Source organism: Comamonas testosteroni ATCC 11996, assembly GCF_000241525.1.
Lineage (GTDB): Bacteria > Pseudomonadota > Gammaproteobacteria > Burkholderiales > Burkholderiaceae_C > Comamonas > Comamonas testosteroni.
Genome location: NZ_AHIL01000008.1, coordinates 1 through 17,362, shown reverse-complemented (window position 1 = coordinate 17,362; position 17,362 = coordinate 1). Strand labels below are relative to the sequence as shown.

General features: G+C 63.0%; 15 protein-coding genes. 9 read left to right on the top strand and 6 right to left on the bottom strand.

The annotated features are described in order from the left end of the window. Positions 1-20 precede the first annotated feature (20 nt). The 5 genes from CTATCC11996_RS03250 to CTATCC11996_RS03230 all read left to right on the top strand — a co-directional run bounded on the left by CTATCC11996_RS03250 (position 21) and on the right by CTATCC11996_RS03230 (position 5,686). The gene (locus tag CTATCC11996_RS03250; RefSeq protein WP_003058992.1) at positions 21-1,322 is read left to right on the top strand and encodes an NCS2 family permease; all 1,302 of its coding nucleotides are present in this window, start codon (positions 21-23) and stop codon (positions 1,320-1,322) included. A 423-nt stretch (positions 1,323-1,745) separates the two neighbouring features. Then, the gene (locus tag CTATCC11996_RS03245) at positions 1,746-2,729 is read left to right on the top strand and encodes an ABC transporter substrate-binding protein (protein ID WP_003073032.1); all 984 of its coding nucleotides are present in this window, start codon (positions 1,746-1,748) and stop codon (positions 2,727-2,729) included. A gap of 12 nt (positions 2,730-2,741) precedes the next feature. Beyond that, positions 2,742-3,599, top strand: coding sequence for an ABC transporter permease (locus tag CTATCC11996_RS03240; RefSeq protein ID WP_003073030.1), 858 nt, complete (start codon positions 2,742-2,744; stop codon positions 3,597-3,599). After that, positions 3,596-4,321 carry an ABC transporter ATP-binding protein gene (locus CTATCC11996_RS03235; protein ID WP_034348142.1) on the top strand — a complete coding sequence of 242 codons (726 nt, stop codon included), beginning with the start codon at positions 3,596-3,598 and terminating at the stop codon, positions 4,319-4,321. Before CTATCC11996_RS03240 ends, CTATCC11996_RS03235 begins: the two co-directional genes overlap by 4 nt. Before the next feature lie 12 nt (positions 4,322-4,333). Beyond that, positions 4,334-5,686, top strand: a complete 1,353-nt coding sequence (locus CTATCC11996_RS03230; RefSeq protein WP_003073026.1) for an LLM class flavin-dependent oxidoreductase — start codon at positions 4,334-4,336, stop codon at positions 5,684-5,686. Between the two features lie 27 nt (positions 5,687-5,713). Here the strand turns inward: CTATCC11996_RS03230 and CTATCC11996_RS03225 are convergent, their stop codons facing one another. Beyond that, positions 5,714-6,853, bottom strand: coding sequence for an anhydro-N-acetylmuramic acid kinase (locus CTATCC11996_RS03225; protein WP_003073024.1), 1,140 nt, complete (start codon positions 6,851-6,853; stop codon positions 5,714-5,716). Positions 6,854-6,995: 142 nt separating this feature from the next. Beyond that, entirely contained in the window at positions 6,996-8,354 is a 1,359-nt protein-coding gene (locus tag CTATCC11996_RS03220; RefSeq protein WP_003073022.1) for a M23 family metallopeptidase, read from the bottom strand. Between the two features lie 191 nt (positions 8,355-8,545). Here CTATCC11996_RS03220 and tyrS point away from each other — a divergent pair, with 191 nt between their 5' ends. Then, complete coding sequence (gene tyrS / locus CTATCC11996_RS03215) at positions 8,546-9,778, top strand: tyrosine--tRNA ligase (protein ID WP_003073020.1); 1,233 nt, start codon at positions 8,546-8,548, stop codon at positions 9,776-9,778. A gap of 187 nt (positions 9,779-9,965) precedes the next feature. Here the strand turns inward: tyrS and CTATCC11996_RS03210 are convergent, their stop codons facing one another. Beyond that, positions 9,966-10,946 carry a LysR substrate-binding domain-containing protein gene (locus CTATCC11996_RS03210; RefSeq protein WP_034348161.1) on the bottom strand — a complete coding sequence of 327 codons (981 nt, stop codon included), beginning with the start codon at positions 10,944-10,946 and terminating at the stop codon, positions 9,966-9,968. Between the two features lie 104 nt (positions 10,947-11,050). Here CTATCC11996_RS03210 and glmU point away from each other — a divergent pair, with 104 nt between their 5' ends. Both glmU and CTATCC11996_RS03200 read left to right on the top strand, forming a co-directional pair. After that, complete coding sequence (gene glmU / locus CTATCC11996_RS03205; RefSeq protein WP_003073016.1) at positions 11,051-12,499, top strand: bifunctional UDP-N-acetylglucosamine diphosphorylase/glucosamine-1-phosphate N-acetyltransferase GlmU; 1,449 nt, start codon at positions 11,051-11,053, stop codon at positions 12,497-12,499. Then, positions 12,499-13,296: a sensor histidine kinase gene (locus tag CTATCC11996_RS03200; protein ID WP_003073014.1), complete on the top strand. Its 798-nt coding sequence runs from the start codon at positions 12,499-12,501 to the stop codon at positions 13,294-13,296. Before glmU ends, CTATCC11996_RS03200 begins: the two co-directional genes overlap by 1 nt. 4 nt (positions 13,297-13,300) lie before the next feature. Here CTATCC11996_RS03200 and CTATCC11996_RS03195 read toward each other — a convergent pair whose 3' ends face one another. Further along, positions 13,301-14,434 carry a sensor domain-containing diguanylate cyclase gene (locus tag CTATCC11996_RS03195; protein ID WP_034348140.1) on the bottom strand — a complete coding sequence of 378 codons (1,134 nt, stop codon included), beginning with the start codon at positions 14,432-14,434 and terminating at the stop codon, positions 13,301-13,303. A 127-nt stretch (positions 14,435-14,561) separates the two neighbouring features. After that, the gene (locus CTATCC11996_RS03190) at positions 14,562-15,062 is read right to left on the bottom strand and encodes an Lrp/AsnC family transcriptional regulator (protein ID WP_003073008.1); all 501 of its coding nucleotides are present in this window, start codon (positions 15,060-15,062) and stop codon (positions 14,562-14,564) included. A gap of 136 nt (positions 15,063-15,198) precedes the next feature. On the opposite strand from CTATCC11996_RS03190, the gene glmS reads away from it, so the two are divergent. Then, positions 15,199-17,115 (top strand): glutamine--fructose-6-phosphate transaminase (isomerizing), encoded by a 1,917-nt coding sequence (gene glmS, locus CTATCC11996_RS03185; protein ID WP_003073006.1) that lies wholly within the window; start codon positions 15,199-15,201, stop codon positions 17,113-17,115. 87 nt (positions 17,116-17,202) lie between these two features. Here glmS and CTATCC11996_RS26450 read toward each other — a convergent pair whose 3' ends face one another. After that, on the bottom strand, positions 17,203-17,325 hold the full coding sequence (locus tag CTATCC11996_RS26450; RefSeq protein WP_003058957.1) for a hypothetical protein: 123 nt from the start codon (positions 17,323-17,325) through the stop codon (positions 17,203-17,205). Between the last annotated feature and the right edge of the window lie 37 nt (positions 17,326-17,362).

The following is a 17,362-nucleotide window of genomic DNA, read 5'->3' as shown; positions in this document are numbered from 1 at the left end:
AACAACACGGAGACTATGCAATGAACTGGACAGAGCGGATATTCAAACTCAGGGAGCACAACACCAATGTGCGCACGGAACTGGTCGCAGGGCTGACGACCTTTCTTTCAATGGCCTACATCATGTTCGTCAACCCCTCCATTCTGGGGGATGCGGGCATGCCAAAGGGCTCGGTCTTTGTCGCCACCTGCCTGATCGCAGCGCTGGGCTCGACCATCATGGCGCTGTATGCCAACTACCCGATTGCGCTGGCGCCGGGCATGGGGCTGAACGCCTATTTTGCCTACGTGGTGGTGCTCAAGATGGGCTATACGTGGGAGGCTGCCCTGGGTGCGGTGTTCGTCTCGGGATGTCTGTTCCTGATCTGCACGATGCTGGGCTTGCGTGAGCTCATCATCAAGGGCATACCGCAGTCCATACGTGTGTCCATCACCGTCGGGCTGGGACTGTTCCTGGCGCTGATCGCGCTCAAGACCGCCGGTGTGGTTGCTGCCGACCAGAACACCTATGTGACGCTGGGCGATCTGCACAAGCCCGAGGTCATCATGGCGCTGCTGGGCTTTTTGCTGATCGTGGTGCTGGACCGCCTCAAGGTGCCGGGCGCATTGCTGATCGGTATTCTGGCCGTGACCGTGGCCTCGTTCTTCTTTGGCGGCAACACCTTCCACGGCATCTTCTCGGCGCCTCCCTCCATCGAGCCCACCTTCATGAAGCTCGACATCAAGACGGCGCTGACCACGGGCTTCCTCAATGTGGTGCTGGTGTTCTTCCTGGTGGAGCTGTTTGACGCCACCGGCACGCTGATGGGCGTGGCGCGCCGCGCCGGCCTGCTGGTGCCTGAGCGCATGGGACGTTTCAACCGCTCGCTGCTGGCCGATTCGGGCGCGATTTTCGTGGGCTCCATCCTGGGTACTTCCAGCACCACCGCCTATGTGGAAAGCGCTGCCGGTGTGCAGGCTGGCGGTCGTACGGGCCTGACGGCTCTCACGGTTGCCATGCTGTTCCTGGCCTGTCTGTTCATCGCGCCGCTGGCCGGTGTGGTGCCCGGCTATGCCACCGCACCTGCGCTGCTGTTCGTGGCCTGCCTGATGCTGCGTGATCTGACGGAAGTGCAGTGGGATGAAACCACCGAAGCCATACCGGCAGTCGTCACCGCGCTGATGATGCCTTTCACCTACTCCATCGCCAACGGTCTGGCCTTCGGCTTCATCACCTATGCCGTGCTCAAGCTGTTCACGGGCAAGGTCAAGGAGGTGCACTGGATCATGTGGGTGATTGCTGCCCTGTTCCTGTTCAAGTTCATCTACGTCGGCGGTCACTGAGTCTTCAGGCGCTGATCGAACCCGGCATGGCTCGAAGGAGCCAGCCGGGCAGGACATCCAAGATGCGAAAAAGCAGTCCGGCTACTGGTGGGTCGGGCTGCTTTTTTGCATTGCGAGCATCAGGCCTGCCGATGGCCTGTGCCTTGATGGGCAGAGGCCCGGGCGGGCGCCCATTTCCCCGGGCTTCTACAACATTGATTTCATGAGCATATTGCTGAATCAAAGCTTGTTGTGCGTTCGTGCGCCTGGCCTCGATGGACGCCTGCCGTCTTAAGTGCCTGACAGCACAGCGAAATCCATGTGCGTCCGCTGGACCGGCACCGGCGCTCGGATGAGTTGGTTGTTTCCAAATTTGAAATCAATATTTTTGAATCGATCGACGGCTCCCTAGCATCTGCCCCATTGCATTCATGGGAGAAGAAAGTGGACAAGCGTCGATTTCTGCTGGCCGGGCCTTCATGGCTGGCAATGGCGGCAGCCGGCATCACCGGTGCTGCGCATGCTGCGGTGGACGCCAAGACCAGGCTGGTCGTCGCTGACCAGAGCGAGCTGATTCGCCATCTGCTGGATGCAAGCGGCGAACGCAAGAAGACCGGCTTTCAGCTGGAGCTGCCCAATTTTGCCGGCGGTCCGGCCATCTTCGAGGCCATCCGCGCCGGGGCGCTGGACATGGCTTATGTCGGTGACACGCCCCCCATACAGGCGCGGGCCGCAGGCGTGAACCTGCCCATCATCGCGACTTTCACCCGGGCCAGAGCTGAATATCGTTTGCTCCAGCATGCCGGCGCGGGGGTGGAGCGCCTGAGTGATCTGCGTGGCAAGCGCGTGAGCTATGTCGAAGGCTCGGGGCGCCAGGTTTTTCTGATCGAGGCGCTGAATCGGGCGGGCCTGACGCTCAAGGATGTCACGTTGGTGCATCTGCGCGTGGCCGAGCTCAACGATGCCTTGCGCGCCCGGGCCGTGGATGTCGCCACCATTGCCGAGCCGCATGTCACGCGGCTGTCCAGGCAGATCGGTGCGCGTGTGGTGCCTGATCCACTGGAGCGTCAGCTGCTGCCTTCCACTTCCTATATCTATGCCCGTCCGGAGGTGCTGGCCGATCCGCAGAAGGCCGAGGCCATCCGCGAATTCCTGGCCTCCTTCGTGCGCGCGGGACGCTGGAGCAATACCCATCGCAAGGAATGGGAGCAGCATTACCTGCGCAACTTCCAGCGTCTCGATGCCGAGAGTGCGGCTGCCATCCAGGCTGCGCAGGCTCCGCTCGAGTTCCAGACCGCTGCACAGGCTCAGCCTCACCACCAGAAGCTCATCGACATCCTGCACAGCGCCGGCAGTCTGCCCCAGCGTCTGGATGCCAGGGACTCCTTTGTGGCGAGCTATGACGGCGTGATCGTCGCCAATCGCTGAGGAGTTGCCGTGATGACACCGATTCCTCTGGAAGCGCGCTTGGCCGGCTGGCAGTCTCAGACTGGATCGCCGCTCGCCGCGCCACACCGCAAAGCCCCGGCGCTGGTGCCTGCCCGCCTGTCGCCGGGCATGCTGCTGGCCGGGCCGGCCCTGCTGCTGCTGGTATGGGAGGCGGCGTCGCGCCTGGGCTATCTCTCGCCCGAGACGCTGACCGCACCGTCGCAGGCCCTGCGCACAGGCTATGAAATGGCCCTCGACGGAAGCCTGCTGCCGCATCTGCTGGCTTCGGCCGGACGCGCCTACACGGGGCTGTTTCTGGGCATTGTGGTGGGCGTGCTGCTGGCGCTGGTCGCCGGACTGAGCCGCAGCGGCGAGGCCCTGATCGATGGCCTGGTGCAGATCAAGCGGGCCGTTCCCACGCTGGCGCTGATTCCGCTGGCCATCATCTGGCTGGGCATAGGCGAGGCGATGAAGGTCTTCCTCATCTTTACCGCCGTGCTGATTCCCATCTACATCAACACGCATGCAGCGCTGCGCAGCATAGACATCGGTCATGTGGAGCTTGCGCAGACGCTGGGACTGTCGCGTGCCGAGTTCATTCGCAAGGTGGCCCTGCCGGGAGCCTTGCCAGGCTTTTTTGTCGGCCTGCGCATGGCGGTCTCGCTGTGCTGGACGGCGCTGGTGGTGCTGGAGCTGATCAACACGCAGACGGGTATCGGTTACTTGATGAACCGCGCACGCGATTGGGGGCAGACCGATGTGATCGTGGTGGGCATTCTGATCTACGCGCTGCTGGGTCTGCTGTCGGACACCGCGGTGCGGCGCCTGGAGGCGCGCGTGCTGTCCTACCGGAGGTCGCTGGGATCATGAGCCATTCATCATTGACCGGTTCCGTGCAACTGCACGGCTTCAGTCGCAGCTTTCAAGGCAAGCAGGTGCTCGATGACGTCCATCTCGATATCGCACCCGGGCAGTTCGTGGCACTGCTGGGGGAGTCGGGCTCGGGCAAGACCACGCTGCTGCGTGCGCTGGCCAGCCTCGATGCCGAGGCCCGGAGTTCGGGCGCGGCAGTTGCGCATGGCAAGGTCTCCGTCCTGTTCCAGGATTCGCGCCTGCTGCCCTGGCTCACGGTGCTGGACAACCTGACGCTGGGGCTGGACGCGCAGGCGGCCCGTTCCGCCGCATTGCAATTGCTGCGCGAGGTCGGCCTGGAAGACAAGGCCGCAGCCTGGCCTGCCACTTTGTCCGGTGGGCAAAAGCAAAGGGCGGCACTGGCTCGCTCCTTGCTGCGCGAGCCCCATGTGCTGCTGGCCGACGAGCCTTTTGGGGCCCTGGATGCCCTGACCCGCATGCGCATGCAGGGCCTGCTGCGGCGCATGGTGGAGCGCATACGTCCGACGGTGATCCTGGTCACCCACGATGTGGACGAGTCCCTGCTGCTGGCAGACCGGATTCTGGTGCTCAGGGACGGAAAGATCGCCGAAGACCATGCGCTGGATCTGGCCCATCCGCGGCGACCCGATCACCCCGCTTTCATGCAGCTGCGCGCGACCTTGCTGCGCAGTCTGGGAGTGGAAGCCGAATTTGTCTGAAAGAAGCTTGCCATGACGCGACAACTACACCTGAACCTGTTTCTGATGACGCGAGGCCACCATGAAGGTGCCTGGCGTCACCCCGGCGCCAATCCCAAGGCACTGACCGATCTGCAACTGTATGTGGATGCCGCCCGCATTGCCGAGGCTGCCAAGTTCGATGCCGTGTTTCTGGCCGACGGGCTGGTCGGGCCCGACAGCGGGCAAATGGCCTCTTCGGGCCAGCTCGAACCGTTGCTGCTGCTGGCGGCGCTGGCGCAGCATACCGAGCGTATCGGGCTGATCGGAACGGCTTCCACCACCTACAGCCTGCCCTATACGCTGGCGCGGCAGTTCGCCACGCTGGATCACCTGTCCAAGGGCCGGGCAGGCTGGAATATCGTGACCTCCTGGCTGCCCAGGGCCGGTGAAAACTACGGGCTGCAAGAGAACGTGGAGCATGCCGAGCGCTACCGCATCGCCGAGGAATTCGTGGCCGCAGTGGATGCGCTGTGGCGCAGCTTTCCGGGCGCTGCGGTGGTGGACGATGCCGCATCGGGTCAGTACCTGGACATCGGCCAGGTGCGCCCCGTCAACTATGCGGGCACGCATATCCGTACGCGCGGACCGCTGAATGTGCCAGGCAGTCCCCAGGGCCGTCCGGTGCTGGTGCAGGCCGGGCAGTCCGACACCGGCCGGGCCTTTGCCGCGCAATGGGCCGAGGCCATATTCACGGCGCATGGCAGCAAGGAGTCGGCGCAAGGCTTTTATGCCGATATCAAGGGACAGGCGAAGTCCCTGGGGCGCAGTGCCGAGGGCATCGTGATCCTGCCGGGCATCAGCGCCGCGATCGGCTCCACGGAGTACGAAGCCCGTCAGGTGTGGGAGGAGCTCGACAGTCTGACCAGCATCGACGTGGGACTGGGGCGCCTGTCGGCCCGCTTTGGCGGCCATGATTTCAGCGGCCTGCCGCTGGACCGCCGCCTGACGCGCGACGACTTTCCGGACCCCGCGCAGGTGGAGGCTTCCAGGAGCCGCGCCATGGGTTATGTGGAGACCACGCTGCGCGATGGGCTCACGCTGCGCCAGTTGCTCAAGCGACTGGCAGGGGCGCGCGGGCATCTGGCGATCGCCGGCACGCCCGAGCAGGTGGCGGACACCATCGAAGACTGGTTCCGCACTGGCGCCGCCGATGGCTTCAATGTGATGCCACCGGTGATCACGCAGCAGCTGGAGCTGTTTGCCAGCGAGGTCGTGCCCATCTTGCGCAAGCGCGGGCTGTTTCGCAGCGACTACCAGAGCAGCACGCTGCGCGGTCATTTCGGCTTGCCCGATCTGCCGGCCGTGCAGCACAAGGCGCAGGCGGATGCCGCAGTAGCGGCCTGAGCCTGCAGGCGGGCCGGCGTCTGCGCTTCAAGCGGGGTGGATGGCGCCCAGAATGCGCGGACCGCTGGCGCCCGTCACGCTGGCCAGATTGCCGGGCAGGCCCAGCAGGCATTGGCGTGCCAGCCAGGCAAAGGCGGCGGCTTCCACCTCCAGCGGGGGCAGGCCGTGCTCTGCCGTGGAACTCACCTTCACGCCCGGCAGCAGGGCGGCCAGGCGTTGCATCAGATAGGTGTTCAGTGCACCGCCGCCGCATACCAGCAGCTCGGTGCCGCCTCTGCCGAAACGCTGCACAGCATGGGCGCAGCTGGCGGCCGTGAATTCGGTCAGGGTCGCCTGTACATCGACTGCGGCGGCCTGCGCCGGATGCTGCTGCAGATGCCGCTGCAGCCAGTCGGCGTGAAACAGATCGCGCCCCGTGCTCTTGGGCGGCTCCTGGGCCAGATAGGGATCGCCCAGCATGGCGGCCAGCAGATCGGGCAGGACCTTGCCGCTGGCGGCCCACCGGCCGCTCTCGTCATAGCTCTTGCCGGTATGGCGCAGGCACCAGCCGTCCATCAGCGCATTGCCGGTGCCGGTATCGAAGCCCAGCACCGAGCCGTCGGCACCCAGCACGCTGAGATTGGCAATGCCGCCGATATTGAGCACCAGGGCTGTTTCCCCGGGCTTGCCAAACACGCTTTGATGAAATGCCGGCACCAGCGGCGCACCCTGGCCACCCGCCGCCACATCGCGGCTGCGCAGGTCCGCGACGACGGTGATGCGGGTCAGCTCGGCCAGCAGGGCGGGACTGTTGAGCTGCAGCGTATAGCCCGTGCCATCGAACATCTGCGGACGGTGGCGCACAGTCTGGCCATGGGCGCCTATGGCCGCGATCTGCCTGGCCTGGACGCCGGCTGCAGTCAGCAGTTGCTGCACCACCTGTGCATAGTGGCGCACCAGTGCATTGGCGGCCAGGGCGGCGCGATGCAGCTCATCCTGGCCGCCAGTGGTGTTGAGGGCCAGCAACTCGGCGCGCAACGCCGCGTCGAAGCCGCAGCTGGCATGTTGCAGCACTCGCGTTCCCTGGCTGAAGTCCACAAGAACCCCGTCGACGCCGTCCAGCGATGTACCGGACATCAGGCCGATATAGAGGGAGCTTTGAGCGGCTTGTTCAATGGCATTGGGCATGGCAGATAAGACGGGTTGGCGTGCGGTTTACTATCTTAGCTGTAGCGTTTGCGGCTTTCCTGGCGGTCGCTGCAAACGATCCTGATGCGCCAATGAAAAAGGGCTGCAATTTGCAGCCCTCAGGTTGTTTCGCGGCAGTGGATCAGCGTACGCTGGCCACGGCGAACGACTGTGTGCCGGCGTTGAGTTCGATGCGCATCTGCGCTGCCTGCTGCTCGAAGGCCGGGCGGGCGGCCTTGGAGATGGGCTGGGCCGCATCGGTGATCTGGGCAATGGTCAGCGGGTCGCGCTGCTCGCCCTTGTCGCGGAACTCGAAGTGCAGGTGAGGGCCGGTGGCCCAGCCTGTGGAGCCCACGGCGCCGATGATGTCGCCCTGGTCCACGCGTTGACCGTGCTTGACGTCGATGCGGCTCAGGTGGGCATACACGGTGGTGTGCTGGTTGGCGTGATCGACAAAGATCACATTGCCGTAACCGTTTTGTACGCCGGCAAAGGACACGACGCCGTCGCCCACGGTGCGCACCTTGGTGCCCGTGGGGGCAGCGAAGTCGGTGCCCAGATGAGCGCGCCAGGTTTTCTGGATGGGGTGGACGCGCATGGAAAAACCGCTGCTGATGCGCGAGAACTCCACGGGGTAGTTCAGATAGGCCTGGCGCAGGCTCTTGCCGTCCAGCGTGTAGTAGGCGCCTTTCTTGCCGGCTTCCTGGAACCACATGGCCTGATGCGACTTGCCATTGTTGTAGAACTCGGTGCTCAGCACGCGGCCGGCGCGCAGTGGCTCGCCGTCGGCTTCCAGCGATTCATAGACCACGGCAAAACGGTCGCCCTTGCGCAGGCCGCGGCGGAAGTCCAGCTCGCCCTGGAAGATGTCGGCCATCTGCATGGAGACACTGTCGGGAATGTCAGAAGCATCCGTGGCGGCAAAGAAGGAGGAGCGAATCACGCCACCCGCGAGGCGGGGGCTGGCCGTGAGCTTGCCGGTCTCGATCTTGGACTGCAGCTTGCCGTCCACGCGTTCCACGGTCAGGCGCTGAAAGCTGCCGTCTTCGCTGGGGGCCCAGCGCACGGTCAGCTGGCTCAGCTGCTGGTCGGGCGTGGTCTCCGCTGACACCAGTCGGCCGGCGCGGCCCAGCACGTTCTGGCGCACGGCTTCGTTGCTGCGCATGAAGGCTGCAGCCTGCGGGTCGGCAATGCCAAGGCGCTGCAGCAGCGACTCGGTGGTGTCGTTGCTGCGGGTGTATTCGGAGCGGTACAGGGAGAAGGACTGCAGATCCGTCAGATCGGCCAGATCCTGGCCGGCGGCCAGGGAGGTGACGGGTTCGGTCAGTGTGCGTACGGGGAGGTCGGCGGGGTCGGGGCCCAGGCTGGCCACTGCGAAGGCGCCGCTGCCACCGGTCAGCAAAACAGTCGCCAGCGCCGCCGTGGCGCGCTTGGGGTGTTTTTGCAGAGCCGATGTCAGCCGCGCAAGCAGAGCACCGCCGGCATTTTTCAAGCCAGTCATCAAAACATCAAATCCTTGGGAAAGCGTGTCGGTGGAGTTGGTATTTGTTACGACTGACACGTCTCCAGCAGCTCTACCGTGCCATAAGTCCATCCAAAGAGGTCTTTATGAGGGAGCAGTCTAGAATTGACCGTAACACCAAACCTCCAAGTATATCGGCCGCGTCCTACCTCGCCTGCCGAAAAACCCTTATGAATCAATCTGCTGTTACAAGTTTTCCCGTGACCGACAGAGTGAACCAGGCGCTGGAAGTCACTCTGCGTGGAGTCGATGAGCTGCTGCCCAAGGACGAGTGGGTCCAGAAGCTGGCCAGGTCCGAAGCCACCGGCGTGCCCCTGCGCATCAAGCTGGGTCTGGATCCGACAGCTCCCGACATTCACCTGGGCCATACCGTGGTGCTCAACAAGATGCGCCAGCTGCAGGATCTGGGCCATCAGGTGATCTTCCTGATCGGCGACTTCACCACGCTGATCGGCGACCCTTCGGGCCGCAACTCCACGCGCCCGCCGCTGACGGCCGAGCAGATCAAGGTGAACGCCGAGACCTATTACACCCAGGCCGCCAAGGTGCTGGACCCGGCCAGGACCGAGGTGCGCTACAACAGCGAGTGGTGCGACCAGCTGGGCGCGCGCGGCATGATCCAGCTGTCGGCCAAGTACACGGTGGCGCGCATGATGGAGCGCAACGACTTCCATACGCGTTTCACCGACGGCAGCTCCATCAGCCTGCACGAGTTTCTCTACCCGCTGCTGCAGGGCTATGACTCGGTGGCGCTCAAGTCCGACCTGGAGCTGGGCGGCACCGATCAGAAGTTCAACCTGATGATGGGCAGGCATCTGCAGGCCGAGTATGGTCAGGAGCAGCAGTGTGTGCTCACAATGCCTCTGCTGGTGGGCCTGGACGGTGTGCACAAGATGTCCAAGTCCAAGAACAACTACATCGGCATCACCGAGGACGCCAACACCATGTTCGCCAAGGTGCTGTCGATCTCGGACGAGCTGATGTGGGACTGGTACACGCTGCTGTCCTTCAAGAGCCTGGCCGAGATCGCCGCTCTCAGGGCCGAGATCGAGGCCGGCGGCAACCCCAAGCATGCCAAGGTGGCTCTGGCCAAGGAGATCACCGCGCGCTTTCACAGTGCCGAAGCTGCCGATGCGGCCGAGCAGGATTTCATCAATCGCTCCAAGGGCGGCATCCCCGATGACATCCCTGAAATCAGCCTGCCCGGCGCTCCGTTGGGCATCGGTGCGCTGGTCAAGCAGGCCAATCTGGCTGCATCGACCGGCGAAGCCAACCGTCTGATCGATGGCGGAGGTGTGCGCGTTGACGGCAACGTCATCAGCGACCGCGCACTGAAGCTGGATGCCGGCACTTTTGTGCTGCAGGTGGGCAAGCGCAAGTTTGCACGCGTCACGCTGAGCTGAGCGCCCAGGGGCGCCTCGCCTCGTTCGCCTCTTTTGTGCTGAGCGCCACAGGGCAAGACTTTTGCCGCTGTGGCGTGGCCCAAAGTGGGGGTAGTAAAAATGAGAGCTGTTTACGCTTGATACATCTACGTTTCAAATCACTTTGTATTTGAAATCGTTGCAGATCATGCGTGAGTAGCTCTCTTTTTTATTGAGCCTGCTGGCTCGCACCCTGCATGGCGTTGCGGGTCTGCAGGGCTTCGTTCATCAGCCACTGACAGAAGGCCTGCACTTCGGGCCGCTCGCTGCTGCGCGGGCCTTGCAGCAGCCAGTACGACAGCGGCGATGCCAGGCGATGCTCTGGCAATACCTCGATCAGGGTGCCGGCCGCCAGCGCATCGGCCACCAGCGGCAGGCGCGCGATGGCCAGACCCTGGCCCGCCAGCGCGGCCTGCACGATCTGGTGGGCGTAGTTGAAGTACAGCCAGCGCGGCGGCTGCAGCTGGTCGCAGCCGTTGGCGGCAAACCAGCGCTGCCAGCTCAGCCACTCCAGCTGGGGCATGCGGTGCACGTCGCCGGTTTCAATCAAGGTGTAGCGGGCCGCATCGGCGGGGCTGCGCACGGCGGGGCCGCTCCTGAGCAGGGCAGGGCTTGCGACCAGCACCAGCTCTTCGCCAAACAGGGCCTTTGCCGCGGCATCGGAGACTCCGGCGCTGTAGCGTATGGCCAGGTCCACATCGGTGGTATCCAGATCCACCACGGCATCGCCCGTGTCTATGCGAATGTCGATATCGGGATAGGCGCGCTGGAAAGCCTCCAGGCGCGGAATCAGCCACATGGCGGCAAAGCTGGCCCAGGTGGTGATGGCCACGCTCTTGCGGCCCACGGTCTGGCGGATCTGGCGCACGGTGGCGTCGATCGACTCCAATGCAGGTTGCACGGCATGCAGCAGCTGGGCGCCGGCACCCGTCAGTTCCACGGCGCGCGAATGGCGCAGGAACAGCGGGATGCCAACCTCGTCTTCCAGCGACTGGATCTGGCGGCTGACGGCAGATTGGGTCAGTGCCAGCTCGTCGGCTGCGGCACGAAAGTTCAGGTGTCGGGCTACGGCCACAAAGGCGCGCAGATGGCCGGCGCCGACGGCGCGGGTGCGAAGCAGCGGAGTGGGGCTGGTGGTTGCATGAGGCATGGCAGGCAAAGCATAAGGCGTTTGCGGCCACTGTTGCCTGCGCTTGCAGTTGCCGAGCACGGCTATGGGTCGATAATCAGGCGGTTTTCATCCCACAAATCAATATGACTGCACCTCTGGACATCGTCGTCATGGCTGCCGGCAAAGGCACCCGCATGAAAAGCCGCCATCCCAAGGTGCTGCAAAAGCTGGCTGGTCGCGCCCTGTTGCAGCATGTGCTGGATACCGCTGCTCAGCTCAAGGCTCGCTCGGCCGTGGTGGTGACGGGCCATGGTGCTGCGGAAGTGGAAGCGGCCATCGCCGCTGCCAATGGCGCGAGTGGCGCGGATGGCACCCATGGTGCAATGGACCTGAAGTTTGTGCGCCAGGAGCCCCAGCTGGGCACCGGCCATGCCGTGCAGCAGGCCGTGCCTGCGCTCAAGGACGATGGCCTGGTCGTGGTGCTGTCGGGTGATGTGCCGCTGACCCAGGCCGACACGCTGCAAGGTCTGCTCGATGCTGCGGGCAGCGACAAGATGGCGCTGCTGACCGTGACCATGGTCGATCCCACGGGCTACGGCCGCATCGTGCGAAACGATGCCGGCACGGTGCAGCGCATCGTCGAGCAAAAGGATGCCAGTGAAGCCGAGCGCGCCATCACCGAGATCTACAGCGGCATCATGGCCGTGCCCGCCAGGCATCTGACGGCATGGCTGGCCAAGCTCGACAACAACAATGCCCAGGGCGAGTACTACCTGACCGATATCGTCGCCATGGCCGTGGCCGACGGCGTGCCCGTGGTGGGCCACCGCATCGCCGATGCGCTGCAGGTGGCGGGCGTCAACAGTCCGCTGCAACTGGCAGAGCTGGAGCGGGCTCACCAGCTGCGCCAGGCGCGTGGGCTGATGGAGCAGGGCGTGCGCATGGCCGATCCTGCGCGCTTCGACCTGCGTGACGATGCTCGCGGCACCAAGGCCAGCCTGAGCTGCGGCCAGGATGTGGAAATCGACGTGAACTGCATCTTTGCCGGCAAGGTGACGATTGGTGCCGGCGCCAGGATCGGCGCCAACTGCCACCTCAGCAATGTGAGCATTGCCGACGATGCCGTGATCCACCCCTTCACCCACATCGATGGCGAGAAGGCCGGTGTGGAAGTGGGCCAGGGCGCGCTGGTCGGCCCGTTTGCCCGCCTGCGCCCCGGCGCCAGGCTGGGCCGCGAAGTGCATATCGGCAACTTCGTGGAAGTGAAGAACTCCGTCCTGGCCGACGGTGCCAAGGCCAATCACCTGGCCTATCTGGGCGATGCCACGGTGGGCGAGCGCGTGAACTATGGTGCAGGCAGCATCACCGCCAACTATGACGGTGTGAACAAGCACCGCACCGTGATCGAGGCCGATGTGCATATCGGCAGCAACTGCGTGCTGGTGGCTCCCGTGACGATTGCCGCCGGCGGCACGGTGGGCGGTGGCTCCACCGTGACCAAGAACACCGAGGCAGGAGCGTTGACGGTAGGACGCGGCAGGCAGGTCAGCATCCGCAACTGGAAGCGCCCCGAGAAGCTGCCCAAAGCCTGATGGAACCCATGCAGCCAGTGGTTGAAAGCAAGGTGCCTCGGACTTTGGACGAGGCGCTGGCGCTGCTTGCGAGGCGCGAGGCCGAGCTGGCTGCCTTGCGCTCGGCCCAGCAGGAATGGGTGCATGCGGTTTCGCATGATCTGCGGGCCCCGCTGCGCCATCTGCTGGCTTTCAACCCGTTGATTGCGGAATTGCTGCAGTCCCCCAGCCCTGGTGTCGAGGACCTGGAAGAGGCGCGCAGCTTTTTGCAGACCATGGACCAGTCCGCCCAGCGCATGGCGGCCATGTTCGACGGTTTGCTGCAGCTGGCACGGGCCCAGCGCCATGTGCTGCAGCCGCAGCCCGTGGACTTGCAGGCCTTGCTGCTCGGTATTGGGCAGCGTTTGCAGGCGGACTCGCAAGGCCGAAGCATCGAGTGGTGTCTGCCTGCTGCAGCGCCCATGTTGCTGGCAGATCCTCATCTGCTGGAGCAGGCTTTGAGCGCAGCTCTCGCCAATGCCATCAAGTTCACGCGCGCCATGCCGCTGGCACGCATTCAGGTCGATGTGCAGCGTGACGGGCAAGGCGGTTGCTGCGTCTCGGTGACGGACAACGGAGTCGGCTTCGAGCAGGCGCGCGCGGGCAAGCTGTTTGGCGTCTTTCAGCGCATGCATCGCGAAGCCGAGTTCGAGGGTCTGGGCATCGGCCTGGCGCTGGTGCGCGACGTCTGTCGTCGCCATGGCGGCGAGGCGGAAATCCAGGCTCAGCTCAATGCGGGATGCCAGTTGCAGATGCACTGGCCCACCTGCCTGCCCTGAGTGGTCAGACCACGTCGCGGTCCAGGCTTTCCTGTCCGGAACTCGCCGGGCTGATTCGCGTGGATTCCGGTCGCATGGGCATGGTCGAGGGACTGTGCTGCCGCTCGGGTTGCTGCGTGGCATCCATCACCTGGTCGCGCCCGCCGCTCTTGGCGCTGTAGAGCGCGCTGTCGGCCGCTTTGATCCATTCGGTCACCGAGCCAAAACTGTCATCGGCTGCGGCAACGCCGATGCTTGCGCTGATGTGCAGCTGTGGATATTCGCGAATGCGTATCTGCGCAATTTTTTCGCAAATACGCATGGCGACCGAATATGCCTCCTTGGCCGTGGTGTGTTTGCAAAGCACGGTGAATTCATCGCCGCCGTAGCGCCCTGCAATATCGTTGCTGCGCAGGCTGTTTCTAATCGCCAGCCCGATCATTTTCAAAACTTCGTCGCCCACAATATGGCCGTACAGATCATTCACGCTTTTGAAACGGTCAATGTCAATCACCAGCAGGCAGGTCTGCTCCTTGACGGTGCGGTGCTGGTGCAGCGCGGCACGGGCTTTTTTCCACCAGTAATCGCGGCTGTATACCGTGGTCAGCGGATCAATGCGCCCCAGTAACTTGAGCTGCAGGTTCTGCCTGGCCAGAGTCTTGAGCATTCGGCTGTTGGACCAGCTTGCATAGGCGCTGTGCAAAATGATCAGCGGCAGCAGGCTGAGCTGCACCGCCAGTGGTGCGTCCCATTGCGGGGTGGGCGTTATGGCGATGCTCATGAACAGCATGCCGCACAGCAGCGCGATCAAGGAAGGCAGCCAGCGGCGCTTCAAACCGGTATAGAAGCGGTCGGCCACGCCGATGGCCAGAATGCAGATGCTGGGCAGCAGGCTCCAGTGCATCAGAGAAATCCAGCAGCCGACGATCAGCGCATCTATCAGAGAATTGAAATACTCCGCATGGAACTGATCCTGTTGCCGGCTTGAATGCAAAAAAGCAATATGCGGCCATAGCAGCGCACTGACCGCCGTGAATGCCCACCAGGCGAGATTGGTCGGGAGATATGACAGGCTTGCAGCCACCACTGCTCCGCCCAGTGCCATATAAGAGGCGCGTAGAGGGTAGGTCCGGCGGTGAATATCTCGATGCAAGGGCATCTGGTGGAATTGGCTTAAGTCAAGGTTGCGAGAATAATCTAATTAATACAATTTGTATCAATTATTGAGGAGCTTGCGCGGCATCCGCACCACACATGGCAGCTCAAAAATAAAGGCGTGCAAGTCACTAGTGATTGGGGACGGGCAAGGGCAGTGCGGTAGTGAATTTGGCCCGCTTGATGCTGAAGAAGGCTTTGACATTGCGCACATTGGCATCCTGCGTGAACAGCTTCTGGCTCAATGCCAGGTAGGCTGGCATATCGATGCTGGCAATGACGAGGATGAAGTCGGGGCCGGGAGAGACGCGCCAGCATTGCTGCACGCCGGGCTCGGCCACGGCTTTGTGCTCGAATTGCAGCAGTGAGCTGCTGTCCTGCCGGTCCAGCGAGACTTCCACAATGGCCTGCAGGCCATGACCGGTGAGGCGGGCGATGTGTTCGCTGCTGAGGATGGCGACCTGTTTCTCGATCAGGCCCAGCTCCTGCAGGCGCTTGACCCGGCGCAGGCAGGTAGGGGCAGACAGGTCGAGATGCCGGGCCAGGGCCTGGTTGCTCAGGCTGGCATCCAGCTGCAATTGCCGTAGCAGTTGCAGGTCGATGTCGTCCAGGTTGATGGAATTTTCATTCATTTAAATGAATTTTATTGAATAAATATTCAATATTATGATTTGATGAAATTTTCAGTCATTGCGTTGTTCTTATTGATTGAAAATTTCTTATTGCAACCGTTAGCATGCTCGCTCAAACAACCTAAGGTGTACCTCTATGTGTGGCATTGTTGCTGCGGTGTCTCATCGCAATATCGTTCCGGTTCTGGTCCAGGGTCTGCAGCGACTTGAGTATCGCGGTTATGACTCCTGTGGTGTGGCTGTACAGGCAGCAGATGCCAATGGCTTGAGCCAGGGCTTGCAGCGTGCGCGCTCCACAGCCCGCGTGGCCGAGCTGATGGAGCAGGTCAAGACCGAGCATGTGGAAGGTTTCACCGGCATTGCCCATACCCGCTGGGCGACTCACGGCGAGCCTGCGGTGCGCAATGCCCACCCCCACTTCAGCCATGGCCCCGGCATCTCGCCCGTGGCCGATGCCGATGCGCCGGCACGGGTGGCACTGGTGCACAACGGCATCATCGAGAACTACGAAGCCCTGCGTGCCGAGTTGCAGGCCAAGGGCTATGTATTTGCCAGCCAGACCGACACCGAGGTCATTGCCCATCTGGTGGACAGCCTCTACAACGGCGATCTTTTCGAAGCGGTGCAGGCCGCCACGGCTCGCCTGCATGGCGCCTATGCGATTGGCGTGATGCACCGGGATGAGCCTCGCCGTGTGGTGGGTGCTCGTGCCGGCTCGCCGCTGATTCTGGGTGTGGGCAAGGACGGCGCAGAACACTTCCTGGCCAGCGATGCAATGGCGCTGGCGGGTGTGACCGACCAGATCGTGTACCTGGAAGAGGGCGATCTGATCGATCTGCAGCCGGGACGCTACTGGGTCATCAGCAAGAGCGGCGAGCGCCTGACAGAGCAGCAGCGGCCGGTCAGAACCGTGATGGCACACAGCGGCGCAGCCGAACTGGGCCCTTATCGCCACTATATGCAGAAGGAAATCTTCGAGCAGCCGCGCGCTTTGGGCGATACGCTGGAAGGCCTCAAGAACATTGCCCCCGAGCTGTTTGACGGGGTCACTTCGGAAGGCAAGACCGGCGCGGCGGCCTGGCGAGTATTCAAGGAGATTGACCGGGTCCTGATTCTGGCCTGCGGCACCAGCTATTACAGCGGCTGCACGGCCAAGTACTGGATAGAGGCGATTGCCGGTATTCCCTGCAATGTGGAAGTGGCCAGCGAGTACCGCTACCGCACCAGCGTGCCCGATCCCAAGACGCTGATCGTGACCATCAGCCAGTCGGGCGAGACGGCCGACACGCTGGCGGCCCTGCGCCATGCCCAGAGCCTGGGCATGAAGCACAGCCTGACCATCTGCAATGTGGCCACCAGCGCCATGGTGCGCGAGTGCGAGCTGGCCTATATCACGCGCGCCGGCGTGGAAATCGGCGTGGCATCGACCAAGGCCTTCACGACACAGCTTGCAGGTCTGTTCCTGCTGACGCTGGCGCTGGCTCAGTCCAAGGGTCGTCTCACCGAAGAGAAGGAGCAGCAATATCTGACTGCCATGCGCCACCTTCCCGTTGCACTGCAATCCGTGCTGGCGCTGGAGCCGCAAATCATCAGCTGGGCTGAAGACTTCGCCAAAAAGGAAAATGCGCTGTTCCTGGGTCGCGGCATTCACTACCCCATTGCACTGGAAGGTGCGCTCAAGCTCAAGGAAATCAGCTACATCCACGCCGAGGCCTATCCCGCCGGTGAGCTCAAGCATGGCCCGCTGGCACTGGTGGACAGCCAGATGCCTGTGGTCACCGTGGCGCCCAACGACGAACTGCTGGAAAAGCTCAAGAGCAATATGCAGGAAGTGCGTGCCCGCGGCGGTGTTCTCTATGTGCTGGCCGATGCCAAGACCAATATCGAAAGCAGCGAAGGCATGCATGTGATTCGCATGCCCGAGAACTATGGTGCCCTGAGCCCCATCCTGCACGTGGTGCCGCTGCAGCTGCTGGCCTATCACACGGCGGTGGCACGCGGCACCGATGTGGACAAGCCGCGCAACCTGGCCAAGTCGGTCACGGTGGAATAAGCCTATTGCTTCGTGCCACAAAAAAGCGCTCCAAGGGAGCGCTTTTTGGTTTGGGCACGGCAGGTGGATGGCTGGCTTCAGCGCTGGCTAGACTCCTGCTGCCTTGAAGACCCGGCGCAGTACCTGCATGGGCAGAAATTTAACGCGGCGGCGTTTGAGTTCATGTCGGTAGAGGCGCTCCCTCTCAATGAAGTTGATTTTTTCTTTCATTGCGATGTGTCTGGATGGCTAACCCAACTAATCTAAC

Excerpts from the sequence above, each read along its gene's own strand:
- CTATCC11996_RS03250 (WP_003058992.1), top strand. The coding sequence starts at position 21 with ATGAACTGGACAGAGCGGATATTCAAACTCAGGGAGCACAACACCAAT.
- CTATCC11996_RS03240 (WP_003073030.1), top strand. The coding sequence starts at position 2,742 with ATGACACCGATTCCTCTGGAAGCGCGCTTGGCCGGCTGGCAGTCTCAG.
- CTATCC11996_RS03235 (WP_034348142.1), top strand. The coding sequence starts at position 3,596 with ATGAGCCATTCATCATTGACCGGTTCCGTGCAACTGCACGGCTTCAGT.
- CTATCC11996_RS03230 (WP_003073026.1), top strand. The coding sequence starts at position 4,334 with ATGACGCGACAACTACACCTGAACCTGTTTCTGATGACGCGAGGCCAC.
- CTATCC11996_RS03225 (WP_003073024.1), bottom strand. The coding sequence starts at position 6,853 with ATGCCCAATGCCATTGAACAAGCCGCTCAAAGCTCCCTCTATATCGGC.
- CTATCC11996_RS03220 (WP_003073022.1), bottom strand. The coding sequence starts at position 8,354 with ATGACTGGCTTGAAAAATGCCGGCGGTGCTCTGCTTGCGCGGCTGACA.
- tyrS (WP_003073020.1), top strand. The coding sequence starts at position 8,546 with ATGAATCAATCTGCTGTTACAAGTTTTCCCGTGACCGACAGAGTGAAC.
- CTATCC11996_RS03210 (WP_034348161.1), bottom strand. The coding sequence starts at position 10,946 with ATGCCTCATGCAACCACCAGCCCCACTCCGCTGCTTCGCACCCGCGCC.
- glmU (WP_003073016.1), top strand. The coding sequence starts at position 11,051 with ATGACTGCACCTCTGGACATCGTCGTCATGGCTGCCGGCAAAGGCACC.
- CTATCC11996_RS03200 (WP_003073014.1), top strand. The coding sequence starts at position 12,499 with ATGGAACCCATGCAGCCAGTGGTTGAAAGCAAGGTGCCTCGGACTTTG.
- CTATCC11996_RS03195 (WP_034348140.1), bottom strand. The coding sequence starts at position 14,434 with ATGCCCTTGCATCGAGATATTCACCGCCGGACCTACCCTCTACGCGCC.
- CTATCC11996_RS03190 (WP_003073008.1), bottom strand. The coding sequence starts at position 15,062 with ATGAATGAAAATTCCATCAACCTGGACGACATCGACCTGCAACTGCTA.
- glmS (WP_003073006.1), top strand. The coding sequence starts at position 15,199 with ATGTGTGGCATTGTTGCTGCGGTGTCTCATCGCAATATCGTTCCGGTT.
- CTATCC11996_RS26450 (WP_003058957.1), bottom strand. The coding sequence starts at position 17,325 with ATGAAAGAAAAAATCAACTTCATTGAGAGGGAGCGCCTCTACCGACAT.